Annotated in this window: 6 protein-coding genes; 4 read left to right on the top strand and 2 right to left on the bottom strand. The window is 49.2% G+C overall.

The window, feature by feature from the left end; all coding sequences use genetic code 11:
• The first annotated feature begins 121 nt into the window (after positions 1-121).
• Positions 122-2,482, top strand: a complete 2,361-nt coding sequence (locus BM257_RS01460; RefSeq protein ID WP_092067499.1) for a C10 family peptidase — start codon at positions 122-124, stop codon at positions 2,480-2,482.
• Positions 2,483-2,560: 78 nt separating this feature from the next.
• On the opposite strand, the gene gpmI is transcribed toward BM257_RS01460, so the two are convergent.
• The gene (gene gpmI / locus BM257_RS01455) at positions 2,561-4,084 is read right to left on the bottom strand and encodes a 2,3-bisphosphoglycerate-independent phosphoglycerate mutase (RefSeq protein WP_092067497.1); all 1,524 of its coding nucleotides are present in this window, start codon (positions 4,082-4,084) and stop codon (positions 2,561-2,563) included.
• Between the two features lie 244 nt (positions 4,085-4,328).
• On the opposite strand from gpmI, the gene BM257_RS01450 reads away from it, so the two are divergent.
• From BM257_RS01450 to BM257_RS01440, 3 genes are all read left to right on the top strand, one after another.
• Positions 4,329-6,671 (top strand): glycoside hydrolase family 3 C-terminal domain-containing protein, encoded by a 2,343-nt coding sequence (locus BM257_RS01450; protein WP_092067495.1) that lies wholly within the window; start codon positions 4,329-4,331, stop codon positions 6,669-6,671.
• Between the two features lie 87 nt (positions 6,672-6,758).
• Complete coding sequence (locus BM257_RS01445; protein ID WP_177215974.1) at positions 6,759-10,640, top strand: hybrid sensor histidine kinase/response regulator transcription factor; 3,882 nt, start codon at positions 6,759-6,761, stop codon at positions 10,638-10,640.
• Positions 10,637-12,532: an alpha-glucuronidase gene (locus BM257_RS01440; RefSeq protein WP_092067491.1), complete on the top strand. Its 1,896-nt coding sequence runs from the start codon at positions 10,637-10,639 to the stop codon at positions 12,530-12,532. The genes BM257_RS01445 and BM257_RS01440 overlap by 4 nt, the downstream gene beginning before the upstream one ends.
• Here BM257_RS01440 and BM257_RS01435 read toward each other — a convergent pair.
• A complete protein-coding gene (locus tag BM257_RS01435; RefSeq protein WP_092067489.1) occupies positions 12,496-14,877 on the bottom strand; it encodes a glycoside hydrolase family 127 protein in 2,382 nt (793 codons plus the stop codon). The two genes, BM257_RS01440 and BM257_RS01435, sit on opposite strands and share 37 nt — an antisense overlap.
• Positions 14,878-14,914 lie beyond the last annotated feature (37 nt).

The raw sequence follows: 14,914 nt of genomic DNA, 5'->3' as shown, positions 1-14,914 counted from the left end.
TTTTTTTTATATATTTAAATTTTAATGGCTATTGCTTCCCGCATGGTCTGTGAAGATCGTGCGGTTTTTTTGTTCAAAAAGTTTGTGGTGTTAAGAAAAGTTTGTACCTTTGACCTCTGAAATGAAGAATACAAGATATCTCTACACGACATTATGGCTACTTCTGTCGAGCATGATGCTCCCGGCAGCGGAGATCAGTGAGCAGCAGGCATTGGAGCAGGCTCGTCAGTTTATGCTCCAGGTGACAAACAACAGTCAGACGACATCTCGCCGCACCATGCAGCAGGTCAGCATGAGGGCGGCAGAGACGGGGATCCCCGAGCTCTACGTCTTCAATATCGAGGGCGGCGGCTATGTGATAGCCTCGGCGGACGACCGCACGCTGCCCGTACTGGGATATAGTCTGACAGGAAGCTTCGATGCCAGCAGGATACCTGACAATATGCGAGGCTGGCTGCAAGGCTATGCCGAACAGATCAGACAGCTGGGCGATGCCGTCGTCACCTCAACGGCAGTGAGTGATCCCGGCATGACAGCCATCGAGCCGCTCATCAAGACCCGTTGGGGACAAGATGAGCCTTATAACCTGCAGACACCAATCACTGGTGGTGTCCACGCGGTAACGGGCTGTGTCGCTACTGCTATGGCGCAGTTGTTGTACTATCATCAGTGGCCCCAAACGGCTACCACTGTCATCCCGGCTTATAGTTATTTATTATCAATTACTGAAAGTGCCGCAGTAAAAGGTCTGCCCGCCACCACCTTCAAGTGGGACAAGATGCTGCCAACCTACACCAAGGAGAACCCTGGCACGGAGGAACAACGGCAGGCTGTCGCCGAGCTGATGCGCTACTGCGGACAGTCCGTCAGCATGAAGTATGGTGTTTCTACTTCCGCTTCTCTTACAGAAGAAATCGCCAATGCCCTGAGATACTATTTTGGATACTCGAAAACCGTTCATTCCGTCCAACGTGAAGGTTATACACTCGAGAGTTGGAAGAAACTCATCTGGGACGAACTGAACCAGAAACGCCCTGTCTGTATGGGAGCGTCCTCTAGTGATGGCGGTCATTCCTTTGTTATCGACGGATATGACGGCAACGGTATGTTCCACGTCAACTGGGGATGGGACGGCGGTAGTGACAACTATTACGCCATCGATGTGATGAACCCTGACCCCGACAAATTACCAACAGGATATATCTCTACACAGAGAATTGTCGTAGGTGCCAAGCCAAGACCCGCCAATGAGGAGACACTCCCTGATATAACCAGCGGTCTCCAACTGCGAGGATTCCCATACGTCACCAGAGAAAGTCTGAAGGCCCCCGTCTTTTGTATCGATATGGCGTGTGACGAAATGATATATGACATAGCCCTGGGCACCAAGAATACCGACGGCACCATCTCATTGAAACAGACCTTGAAAGAGTATATAGAAGTTTCCTCAGGGGGAACTGATGTGGCAGGTCTTGAATTGAAGAATCTCACGCTTCCCGACGGCACCTATCAACTGTATGCTTTCTACAGGAAGTCTGGCGATGCAGGGGACACCTGGCACCAATTAGGCTCTGACAGGGACTATTGGGGTGTTCATGTCAAAGACTCGAAGATGTCTTTCTTCTTCGACGCGAAGCTGAAAATCACCAACGCCTATTTAGAGGGTGACAACCAAGCTCCTCTGGACGAGTGTACACTGGTGGTGGAGGTAGAGAACCAAGGCGATGTGATGTTCTGCGCACAGACATTACTCAAGGCAGGAAGAATGGGGGAAGAAGATTTTAAGATGGCAAACGACTATGATAAGTCAAAGACATACCTGATATTACAGCCCAAGGAAAAGACTACGCTACGCTGTCCCCTTATGGTTCCCTCCAAGGGTGATATGGAGGTACGCTTATGTGTACATGAAGCAGACGAGGGTCTGGCGACAGCCGTGGTGCCCATCGATAAGGAGCCTCACTACTATGACATCCAGTTGACGGACTACAAGGTGGAGTACAAGGCTGGTGAGAGTGACCTGACGAAAGCCTTCACATGTACATTATATTTCAAGAATAACGACAGCCGTCCCTTCGATTACTCCATTGTGTCAAGAGTAGGTACAGACGACAGTGTGTATGGCGACTTTAATCTCAACCATCTTTCCTCATTATCATTAAAACCAGGTGAGGATGGGGACGGAACACCTAATCTGTCGTATGACCTGGAGAAGATCAAGGAGCCGACAGACCTCCATCTCGTCATATCGATAGATTATAAATATCCGTTATTCCCTCTCTTCAAATTACTCGACATCGTCGTCAAGCCTGGCACTACCGTCACTCCCAAGGGTACTACAGGGGTGGAAGAATTGAAAAATGGAAGATGGAAGATGGAAGATGGAAGAAGTGATGTATACTATGACCTCAACGGTCGTCGTGTCATGAATCCGACGAAGGGTGTTTACATCGTAAATGGCAAAAAGATTCTCGAGAAATAAAAAAGAAGGAAGGAGAAATAAGGTAACAAAAAAAAGGTCGAATTCTCGACCTTTTTTTATGAATCATATCGGAGAAGCTTAATTGTCCGAAATCAAGCACTCACCCGTCATGTCTGCAGGTTGCTCCAAGCCCATGATATGGAGGATAGAGGGAGCCACGTCGGCAAGACGACCGTCCTTCACAGTAGCACTGTTGTTGTTGGTCACATAGATGAACGGAACGGGGTTCAGGGAGTGAGCGGTATTGGGAGTGCCGTCGGCGTTGATGGCGTTATCGGCATTACCGTGGTCGGCAATGATGATCGCCTCGTAGTCATTAGCCTTGGCAGCCTCGATGACCTCACGGACGCAGTTGTCGACAGCCCATACAGCCTTGGCGATGGCATTATAGACACCAGTGTGTCCCACCATATCACCATTGGCGAAGTTGACGACGATGAAGTCGTACTTGTTCTCATTGATGGCGGCGACGAGCTTGTCCTTGACCTCATAGGCACTCATCTCAGGCTTCAGGTCGTAGGTAGCCACCTTCGGAGAAGGAACCAGGATACGGTCCTCACCCTCGTAAGGAGCCTCACGACCACCGTTGAAGAAGAAGGTGACGTGTGCGTATTTCTCTGTCTCGGCAGTGTGCAGCTGTTTCTTACCCTGCTTGGAGAGGTACTCACCTAAGGTGTCCTCCACGTTCTCCTTGGGGAAGAGGATATGAACACCCTTGAAGTTAGCGTCGTATGGGGTCATACAGTAGTACTGCAGGTTAGGAATCGTCTTCATGCCCTGCTCCGGCATATCCTCCTGGGTCAGTGCGATGGTCATCTCCTTGGCACGGTCGTTACGGAAATTGATGAAGATAACGACATCACCCTCCTCGATGCAGCCGTTGACAGAAGCATTGTGGATCGGTTTGATGAACTCGTCCGTCACACCCTCGTCATAGCTCTCCTGCATGGCGGCAACCATATCCGTAGCCTGCTTGCCGGTGCCGTTGACGATGAGGTCGTAACCCTCCTTCACACGCTCCCAGCGCTTGTCACGGTCCATCGCATAGAAACGACCGACGATAGAGGCGATAGCGGCATCATTGTCGGCACATACCTTGCTGACCTGCTCGATGAAGCCCTTGCCAGAGCGTGGGTCCGTGTCACGACCGTCCATATAGCAATGTACGAACACCTGGTTCTTCAGACCGTATGTCTTACCAATCTCGATGAGCTTGAACAGATGGTCGAGGCTGGAGTGTACGCCACCATCAGAGGTCAGACCCATCAGGTGCAGTTTCTTGTTATTCTCCTTGGCATAGCTGTAGGCAGCCTTCACCTGCGGGTTCTCCAGGATAGAGCCGTCCTTGCAGGCGCGGTTGATCTTCACGAGGTCCTGATAGACGATGCGTCCGGCACCGATATTGAGGTGACCGACCTCCGAGTTACCCATCTGTCCGTCGGGCAGACCGACATCCTCACCAGATGCCATCAGTTGGGAGTGAGCCGAAGTGGCTGTTAACAAATCGAGATACGGAGTCGGCGTGTTATAGATCACGTCACCCTTGCCATGCTTACCGATTCCCCATCCGTCGAGAATCATGAGTAATGCTTTCTTTGCCATAATCTTATTCTAAATTATTAATACTTTGAAATTTGGGTGCAAAGGTACGAATAAGTGAGTAAAGAACAAAATAAATTCATTTATTTTTTCTTTCAAACGAAAGTACCTTCGACAAAGTCAAAGGTACACTTTTTTTTTCAAACTACAGGCAATGGTGGTAAAAATATAATATGAAATTTGGCTACTTGCGTAAAAAACACTATCTTTGCAAGACACTAACGAAACAGCAAAGAATCCAAACATTATGAAAACAGGGAAAGTACTATTATTTGGCATGATAGCCAGTATGACTATGACAACAGCAAATGCACAACCCAAATTGAGAGCCGACAATATCGACGAGGTACTGAAGGCAATGACACTGGAGGAGAAAGCACAACTATTGGTAGGTGGAGGTAATGACTCTTTCACAGGGTCAGGAGCCATGCTGGGACACCAGAAAAGACTGGTTGCCGGCGCAGCAGGTATCACCGTGGCTATTGAGCGGCTGGGTATTCCTGCCACCGTGTTGAGTGACGGACCTGCCGGCGTACATATTGACGCCAAGCGTGAGAACGACCCTCACTCCTATGCCGCAACAGGATTTCCTATCGGTACCTGCCTTGCTTCCACATGGAACACCGATCTGGTGCAACAGGTGGGTGAGGCGATTGGTAATGAGACGTTGGAGTATGGATGTGATGTTATCCTTGGTCCAGGTATGAACCTGCATCGCTCTCCCTTATGCGGTCGTAATTTTGAGTATTATTCTGAGGACCCGATCTTGACAGGACTGATCGGTACGGCGATGACCCTTGGCATCCAGAGTCAGGGTGTTGGTGTCTCTGCCAAGCACTTCGCTGTCAACTCACAGGAGACAGACCGTACCAGTGTCGATGAGCGTGTCAGTCAGCGTGCGGCACGTGAACTTTACCTTCGTGGTTTTGAGATCATGGTGCGCAAGAGTAACCCATGGACACTGATGTCCGCTTATAATAAGGTAAACGGGGAGTTCGCACAAGGCAATAAGGACCTGCTGACGGATATCCTCAGGAAAGACTGGGGATTCAAGGGAATTGTCATGACTGACTGGATTGGCAAGCGTAAGGGACTGCTCACCACAACTGAGGTGACGGCAGGCAATGACCTGATGATGCCGGGGTATGCGGAACAGGCAGAGGATATTGTCAAAGGCGTGAAGGACGGTACCGTGAAGATAGAGGATGTCGACCGTAACGTGCGCCGTATGCTGGAGTATATTGTCAAGACTCCTCGTTTCCGTGGCTATAAGTTCTCTAATCGTCCTGACCTAAAAGCGCATGCCCAGATTACCCGTCAAAGTTCGACAGAAGGTATGGTACTTTTGAAGAACGACGGGGTGCTTCCCATCCGCAACCTCAAGACGGTGGCATTGTTTGGTGTCAACAGTTACGACTTCATGTCCGGTGGTTTGGGATCCGGTGCCGTGAATGTTCCCTATGTGGTCGATATGGTGGAAGGTTTGAGGAATGTGGGTGTTCAGACGACCCCGCAGTTGACGGATATCTATCAGAGTTATGTGAAATATGCCCGTCTGAAACTGAGAGCCGACAAGAACCCCATCATGTGGTTCCTGGATACCGGTACGCCGAAAGTTGAGGAGATAGAGATCTCTAACCGCTGCATAGCCCATGAGGTGAAAGAGGCGGATGCCGCTATTATCACTATCGGGCGACAGGCTGGTGAGGGACTGGACCGTGAGATAGAGGGAGAGTTCAACCTCACTACTACGGAAAAGGACATGATAGCACGTGTCAGCGACCAGTTCCGTCCGCTTGGCAAACCCGTCATCGTCATTATCAATAGTGGCTCTGTGATGGAGACTGCGTCATGGCGTGACCGTGTGGATGCTATCCTCTGTGCCTGGCAGCCCGGTGAGGAGGGTGGAAACTCCATTGCCGACCTGTTGACGGGTAAGGTCAATCCTTCTGGCAAACTGACGATGACATGGCCAATCTCTGCTACTGACCATCCGTCCACGAAGAATTTCCCACAGGAGATGGACAACTACACTTTCCGTGAGGCATTGGGATGGGGTGCCCAGATTCCCGGTCACGACTATACCAACCATGAGGAGGATATCTATGTGGGCTACCGCTATTTCGACAGTTTCGACAAGAGCGTCGCCTATCCTTTCGGTTATGGTCTGAGTTATACAACCTTTGAGTACAGCAAGCCTGCCGTGAAGGTCAGTGGTGACAATATCACAGTCAGTGTGACGGTCAAGAATACAGGAAAGGTGGCTGGCAAGGAGATCGCACAGGTGTATGTCGCTGCCCCCAAGGGAACGATAGAGAAACCTTGTCACGAGCTGAAGGGATTCGCCAAGACCCGTGAGCTGAAACCGGGAGAGAGTCAGACACTGACCATCCAGATGGCGAAGCGCGACCTTGCCTCTTTTGACGAGGCTAACAGCCGCTGGCTCGTCGAGGCAGGACAATATGTCTTCGAGATCGGTGCGTCCAGCCGTGACATCAGGACAAATGTCACAACGAGCCTGACAGCATATACTGAGCAGGTGAGCAATGTGCTGGCTCCGAAGGAGAAACTGAACCTGTTGAAAAGGTAGTAATAGAAACCATACTAGCATCATTACATGAGGAACTTATATCATCAACTATTACTGTCTGCCATGCTTCTCTTCTGTATGAGAGGTATGGCAGACATTGGTCATCTCTATACGCCAGACAAACTGTCGAGTGGCTTGATAACCTGTATCTGTCAGGATCGCTACGGCTATCTCTGGATCGGTACGGAGTATGGCCTGAATAAATTTGACGGTTACCGCTATACCGCTTATCATCATAACAGAAAAGACTCTACGACCATCTCCGACAATGAGGTCGCGTCTTTGTTCGTCGATAAGAGTGGCAACCTATGGGTCGGTGGCTCCAAGGGACTGGCACGCTATGATTATGAGCATGACTGTTTTAAGCGTTATCAATTCCCGGACAACAGATCCCCTCGTGTCAACTCACTGATAGAGTCTGCCACGGGAGACTTGTTGATAGGAACAGCAGGCTATGGTCTCTTCTCCTTGAAAAAGGGGAGTGAGGATATCCACTATGAGGAACTGTTCTGTCAACGGCATATAGACGATTTCTGCAGCCGTATCCATATCGACCGAAACGGTAATCTCTGGCGTAGCAGTCATATCCCCACCATCACCCGCTATACCCTTAAGAACAAGAAGACGGCATCCCTGCGTGACTATCAGTCGGAATGCGGACATCCTGTGGGCTATATCGAATACTCCCCTAAGGAGATGCTGATCGTGTGTATGTATGGGATTATGAGCTATAACTATGAGACGGGGGAGCTACAGAGGGCAGACTTTGACCTCACACTGCTGGATCGTAATGTGAGTATCGAGGGGGTGACGATGGACAGCCAGGGGAATATCTACTTTGCCACTGCCGGTTGCGGACTGATGGTCATCCCCAAAGGGGAGCGCCGCATGCAGCGCATTGAGAACGTCACCGCTAGGATCGACATGACTTCTGCCAATGTGGTGGATGTCATAGAGGACAAAGATCATAACTTATGGGCAGCATTCTACAACAAAGGACTCCTCCTCATCTCCAAACAAAAGGCTTCCTTTAACTCATGGAGCTTCTCTAATCAGCATTATGTGACAGGTGGTAATGTGGCATCTGTCGTACAGGGAGAAGGGGAGGATATCTGGTGTACGGTACAGAATAACGGAATCTATCGTCTCAACGAGATGGGGCATATTATAGAGCATCCTGCCTCGCCAGGTGGTACGCGTATTATGTACCGGGACCGCCTGGGGCAATACTGGCTGACGACGGAGAACACACTCTACAGGTTTCATCCTGCGACGAGACAGGCTGTCATGGAGAAGACTTTTGACGGACGAGGGCTGAACTGTATGGTAGACGACGGACAAGGGCGACTCTATATCTGTGTCTTCGGAATGGGACTCTGCATCTATGATACCCATACCCATGAGACACAGATGGTCAGTATGCAACAGACGCATCGCAGTGAGGGCTATCTTTGTAACGACTGGATCAAGGCAATGACTTTCGACTCACGGGGGATGCTGTGGATAGCGACGACCAATGGTATATCCATGATGAACCCTGAAGGTCTTGTCTTCAACAGCAGGGGATGGAACGCATTGCTCGAAGGACTGCAGTGCTATTCTGTCTGTGAGACACAAAACGGGGATATGCTCATAGGTACTGAGTCTGGACTCTACCGCTATAGCTGGAAGACCAATCAGGTGAAGGAGGACCCTAAAGCCCAGCTTCTCAATGACAGGATGATATGCTCCATGGTGAGGGATAGTCAAGGGGAAATATGGATATCAACGACAAATGGTATCTGGCAATATTCAGATAAACGCAAACAACCAATCGGTTATATTGGAGACAATGGGTTGATGGCGAAAGAGTATATCCTCGGTGCAGCACTCCATCGCAGCGACGACCGTATCTTCTTCGGTACCGCAGATGGCATCACCACTTTCCGTCCTCAGGATATCAACAACCGACAGTATCATCTGGGGAAGGTATATCTCACACGCTTCTTCTGCAACGGACACTCACTGAATCCCTTGGAGGACTATTTCCAGTTAGAGTATGCCGACAACACTTTTACGCTGGAGTTCTCCTTGCTCGACTATCAGAATACGGACAATATCGTCTTCCAATATCGTGTCAACGGGAGCCCTACATGGATGCAGACGAACGAGGGGGCTAACCAGATCACTTTCACGCAACTGCCTCCCGGTCAGTATTTCATGGAGGTGAGAGCCAGCAGCAATGGTATCTTCAGTGAAGATGTACATACCCTTCATATCATAGTATTGAAACCTTGGTATAAGTCGTGGTGGGCATACCTGATCTATATGGCAATCATCATGGGTTTCCTGGCTCTAATCGTTTTTAATGTCGAGAGACAACGTCGTCGTGACTTGGAGGAGTCGAAGATGCGCTTCCTCATCAACGCCACCCATGACATCCGCTCTCCGCTCACCATGATTATGGGACCTCTGGAGAAGTTGAAAAAACGACTGACAGACACGGAGAGCCAGGTCGACCTCAATACTATCGACAAGAACGCCAACCGATTGCTACTGCTGGTCAACCAGATACTGGATGAGCGTAAGATTGACAAGAAACAAATGAGGCTCTCCTGTAAGGAGACTGACTTGACGGCTTTTATCCGTGGTATCTTCAAGTTTTATGAATATAACGCACAACAACGTAATATCAACTTCCGCTTCGAGTATCCGGAAGAACCTGTCAAAGCATGGATTGACCATACGCAATTTGATAAAGTGATCTCCAACCTCTTGTCGAATGCTTTCAAATATACTTTCGACAATGGTGAGGTCATCGTCCGTCTTAGTCAACGGACTGATGTTAAGCAGGTAGCCATCGAGGTCATCGACAGCGGGGTGGGTTTCGAGGATGACAAGACAGAACGGTTTTTCGAACGTTTCTATCAAGGTAAGCACTCTAACGACCTGCATATCGACGGAACGGGTATAGGACTGAACCTCTGTCGTGCCCTGACAGAGATGCACGGAGGAAAAATCAGTGCTGCCAATCGGACGGACGGTACTTCTGGTGCGATACTGACCATCCTGTTGCCCATGGGTAAAAAGCACCTGAAACCGGAGGAGATCGAAGGGAGACAGAAAGCGGAATATGGCACCCATCCTAAGAAACAACGTGCCTCTCGCAATTTCAAGGTATTAATAGTTGACGATGATGAGGAAATAGGAAAGTATATCCATCATGAGCTACAGGAATGGTATCGCTTCTACTATGCCTCCAATGGAAAGGAGGGACTGAAGAAACTGATCACCAATCAGTATGACCTTGTCATTACTGATGTGATGATGCCTGTCATGGATGGTATCTCCTTGCTGCGTGCCATTAAGTCTAATCCTAAGATCAGTGACATCCCGGTCATCCTGCTGACGTCTAAGTCGGAAGTGTCCTTCCGTCTGGAAGGGTTGAAGAAAGGTGCGGATGCTTTCCTTGCCAAACCTTTCGCTATGGAGGAACTGCATATCCTGATTGACAATCTGGTAGATAATGTCAGACGGTTGAAAGGGAAATACTCTGTCGTTTCATTAAAAGAGGAGAAAGTGGAGGATGTAGAGGTGAAAGGGAACGACGAGATCCTGATGGATAAAGTGGTGAACTGCATTAATGAGCATTTGGATGATTCTGAGTTCGATACTGAGCAGCTTGCGAAGATCATTGGTGTCAGTCGCGCACACCTCCATCGTAAGATGAAGAAAATGGTCGGGATTACTCCAGGTGAGTTCCTGAGGAATATCCGAATGGAACAGGGGGCACGACTTATCAAAGAGCAGAAAATCAATGTCTCACAAGTTGCCTATGCCGTAGGCTTCAACACTCAGGCGCATTTCTCTATTGTGTTCAAGAGATATTTTGGTATGAATCCGAAAGACTATGCGATGATGCATCATGTCAATACTACGGAGGAATCAGAGGAAACAACGAATCATCAAGAAAAAACAAAAAAGATATGAAAAAACTATTATTGTCTGTTTTAGTCATTGTCACAGTATCATTTGCAAAGGCAGAAGACGGTCATCGTCTTTGGCTGAGGTATAACCCTGTCCATACCGCATTGGTAGAGGCTCCTGCCGGTTCACCAACTATCAGTATTGCCCAGGGGGAGTTGGAGAAATATTATCAGGGCTCGCATGTGATATTGCGACTCGATCCTTCCATGCCTGATAACGAGGGCTTTGTCATGAACGGGAATGATGACCAGCTGACTATCACGGCACGTCATGATATCGGACTCCTCTATGGGGCATACGAGGCTCTTCGACTGCAGGCTACGGACATGCCTGTCAAAGACGAGAAGCAGGAGCCTAAGTTCAAGTTGCGTCTGCTCAACCACTGGGATAACCTTGACGGTTCTATCGAACGTGGCTATGCGGGAGAGAGTATCTTTGAGTGGTTCAAGCTGGATGAACAACTCATCCGTGACTATGCTCGTGCCAATGCGTCCATTGGAATCAACGGTTCTGTGCTCAATAACGTCAATGCCTCACCGAAGATGCTGACAAAGCCCTATCTGAAAGAGGTGAAGAAAATCGCGGATATCCTTCGTCCTTATGGTATCCGTGTCTTCCTCTCTATCAATTTCGCTACACCGATGGCACTGGGACAGACGACAACGGCAGATCCTAAGGATGCGAGTGTACGTAAATGGTGGAAAGGCAAAGCTAAGGAAATCTATAAACTGATTCCTGATTTTGGCGGTTTCCTCGTGAAAGCTAACAGCGAGGGACAACCGGGACCTGGTGACTACCACCGTACGCATGCCGATGGTGCCAATATGTTGGCTGAGGCTTTGGAGCCTTATCAGGGTATCGTGATGTGGCGTTGTTTCGTCTATGGCGCCAACCATAAGGGGGAGGACCGTGTGAAACAGGCTGTCTCGGAGTTCAAACCGCTGGATGGTAAATTCCATAAGAATGTCATCCTGCAGACGAAGAACGGTCCTTTGGACTTCCAGCCCCGAGAGGCATATAGTCCTGTCTTCGACCAGATCAGCAAGACTCCTAATATGGTGGAATTGCAAATCACGCAGGAGTACCTGGGACAATCTCTCCATCTAGTCTACCTCGCTCCCATGTGGAAAGAGTTCTTCCAGTATGTGGAGCCCAACTGGTTGGCAGGTATTGCCGGGGTGGCGAATATCGGAAAGGATACGAACTGGTGCGGACATCATTTCTCACAGGCTAACTGGTATGCTTTCGGAAGACTGGCGTGGGATCCTTCTTTGTCGTCGGAGAAGATTGCCAGGGAGTGGCTGGAGCAGACTTTCTCCATTGATGAGAACTTCGTTTTCCTCATGTCTACCGTTATGGAGGAGAGTCGTGAGACGTGTGTCAACTACATGATGCCACTTGGTCTGCATCACATCTTCAAGTTCGACCATCACTATGGTCCTGAGCCTGATGGCTTCAAAGCGGAATATCCCTTGGAGTGGTGTCCTGTCTATTATCATAAGGCAGACAAGAACGGTATTGGCTTCGACCGTTCCTCTACGGGGACGGATGCTGTGAGCCAATACCGTGAACCTTATGCCTCTATGTATGATAAGGTAGAGACCTGTCCTGAGAACTTACTATTGTGGTTCCATCATGTCCCTTGGAACTATAAGATGAAAGACGGTTCCACGCTGTGGGAATCATTACAGTATCACTATAACCAAGGTGTCATTATGACGGAGACTTACGAGAACCTCTGGCACAACAAGATGCGCGCTTATGTTGATGAGCAGCGTTGGCGTGAGGTCGATGAGCGCCTTCAGATTCAGGTGAAGAATGCCAAAGAATGGCGTGATGTGTGTCTCGGCTATTTCGGTCAGTTCGCCAAGGACTCCACCAGTCGCACACCATAAATCTCACCAATCTGCTTTTGGGGCTTAGCGACAAACTTGACGCGTATCTGGGATTTTCCCTTTAACACATCTGCGGGCAGGTCGTAGGTCTCATATTTGAACTCAGAGATACGGTACTTACCTGTGTTATTCACTGATCTCACCAGAACATCGTCGACGAAGATGTCGAACTCATGACTCTTCCACTCGCCGACACCCCAGTATTTCAGACGTAAACACAGGTTGGTCTTTCCGCCTGTTTGCATCAGATAACTGAAGTAATGACCGTCTTTGGCATCACGGTAGAACACATCATTCGTGTTGCCCTTGAATGACTCGTCGGTCTCCATGAAGTGGTCACTCTCTGGCTGTTGCTCACCAGGCTGTACCTTGTCAACGGTACGGTTCTCCAGTTCCTGACGTTCTTTCTCTTGTCTTGCCAGATTGTCGAGATATCCTTTGTAGTTATCTTCTGAGAGAGCCAGCCAGTACATCATATAACGTGCGTCATGTAACTCAAAGAATGGGATCAGCTCGTTACGAATCTCGTTAACCATCTTGGTGGAGAGTGTGAAGTGTAGTGGTTTGCCGGCAACAGGTTGCAACTGGTCGGCAATGTTCTCGATATCGTTGTTAATAAGGATAGGAGCCTGGTCGATAGGCAGTTTCTTGCCAACAGCCAACTGACCGAAGCGGCTGTCGTCGGCAATCAGCATGGCAAGGTCCTCTGTCCCTGTTTTCATTGCCAGCATGATAGGACCATGCATCAGTGCAATATACTGTGTCAGGTTCGGCAGATACTTCACGCTGTTATGCATGGGGAATTGGATATCTATCACATCACCTTTCTTCCACTGGCGGTCGATGGTGACATACGATGATGGTCCTGTAATGACGCTGACAGGTTGACCATTTACCTTAACAGTAAACTTTCCAGGTTTTACCCAGCCTGGATAACGTACCTGCATGGCAAACTTACCCTTGCCCTGTGTGATGGTTATACGACTTGTTTCCGCATAGGGGAAACCTGTCTCCTGACGGAGCTGAATACCTTTCTCCTTCCAGTTTAGCTCAGAGGCTACGAAGAGGTTTACGAACAGGGCATCCTCCTTATGGGTATATACAAACTGTCCGTATTTACCATGATTCTCCATACCTGTTCCCACGCAGCACCACATTGCCTCATTGGGTGCTGAGTAATTACGATAATGACGAGGACGGGCAGAGGTGAAATACACATAACCGCCATGCTCTGGGTGCTGGGTGGAGAGGATATGGTTAAACATCGCCAACTCGTAGAAATCGGCAAAGCGTGCCTCAGGATTACGGCGGTGCAGGTCTTCAGTGAGTTTCAGCATGTTATTGGTATTACAACTCTCTGGTCCGTCGATGTCCTCCACGAAATCCTTGCACGCCTCTTTGCTCGGGAAATGTTCTCTGCGGCTGTTACCACCGAAAGCCAGTGAGCGTTCACCAGTGACGATATCCCAGAAAAAAGCACCTGCTGTATGGTATGCTTCGTCACCACCCAGCTCGGCAATACGCTCAAAACCTATTACCTTAGGCACTTGGGTGTTGGCATGCATATTATCCAGACAATCGCGACGTTGCATCAACGGGTTAAGCAGACGGCGGTGTGAGAACCTGCGTGCTGCATGAAGGTATTTCTGCTCACCGGTGATGGCATAGGCATCAGCAAGAACCTCGTTCATTCCTCCGTGCTCGGTATCGAGGATATGCTCCATCTGGGCATCGGAAAGCCCCGCTGTTAGGTCAATTGCCCAGTCACAGAAACCAAGAAACAACAGCCTTGCCTGTTCATTGCCGCAATAAAGCCATGCGTCACGTAGTCCGGCATACATCTTATGAATATTATAGAAAGGCACCCATGAGCCGTAATACGCACTGAAATCTCCCTTCTTGAAGTTTCCCCACACACGGTCACTGCCAGGTACACCACCCACATACCCCTTTCCCCAGGCAGGGTGGTTCTTGGCATTGGCATCGGCACATGCCTGCAGCTCACTGATAAAATAGTCCATGCGCTTTTGGCATTCTTTGTCGCCAGTGGCAGCATTGATAGCCATAGCTGTCAGATAGTGACCACCCACATGACCATCGAGACCATCCCAGTTAGGATATGATTTCCCTTTGGGAGTAAGTCCGGCTTCTTTCAGATATGGTGCCAGCAGACGGTCGCAGTCGTATTGCAGAAGCGTCTTGATGTTCAGGTCACGTGCCCGTTTCAACGGACTGTCGAGTAGGGTAATGTCACCCAGTGGAAATTCATTGGCATAAAGCCGGTCTTGTGCCTCTGCAACTACTGTCTGCAATGCGAAGAGGGCGGAAACTAAATAATATTTCATGTTCTCATTTCTTGTCAACTGCAAAGATAGTGGTTAT

Source organism: Prevotella sp. tf2-5, from assembly GCF_900115435.1.
In the GTDB taxonomy this organism is placed as follows: Bacteria; Bacteroidota; Bacteroidia; order Bacteroidales; family Bacteroidaceae; genus Prevotella.
This window is presented reverse-complemented; position numbering and strand designations above follow the sequence as displayed.

Coding starts and splice junctions, on each gene's coding strand:
- BM257_RS01460 (WP_092067499.1), top strand. CDS start 122: ATGAAGAATACAAGATATCTCTACACGACATTATGGCTACTTCTGTCG.
- gpmI (WP_092067497.1), bottom strand. CDS start 4,084: ATGGCAAAGAAAGCATTACTCATGATTCTCGACGGATGGGGAATCGGT.
- BM257_RS01450 (WP_092067495.1), top strand. CDS start 4,329: ATGAAAACAGGGAAAGTACTATTATTTGGCATGATAGCCAGTATGACT.
- BM257_RS01445 (WP_177215974.1), top strand. CDS start 6,759: ATGGCAGACATTGGTCATCTCTATACGCCAGACAAACTGTCGAGTGGC.
- BM257_RS01440 (WP_092067491.1), top strand. CDS start 10,637: ATGAAAAAACTATTATTGTCTGTTTTAGTCATTGTCACAGTATCATTT.
- BM257_RS01435 (WP_092067489.1), bottom strand. CDS start 14,877: ATGAAATATTATTTAGTTTCCGCCCTCTTCGCATTGCAGACAGTAGTT.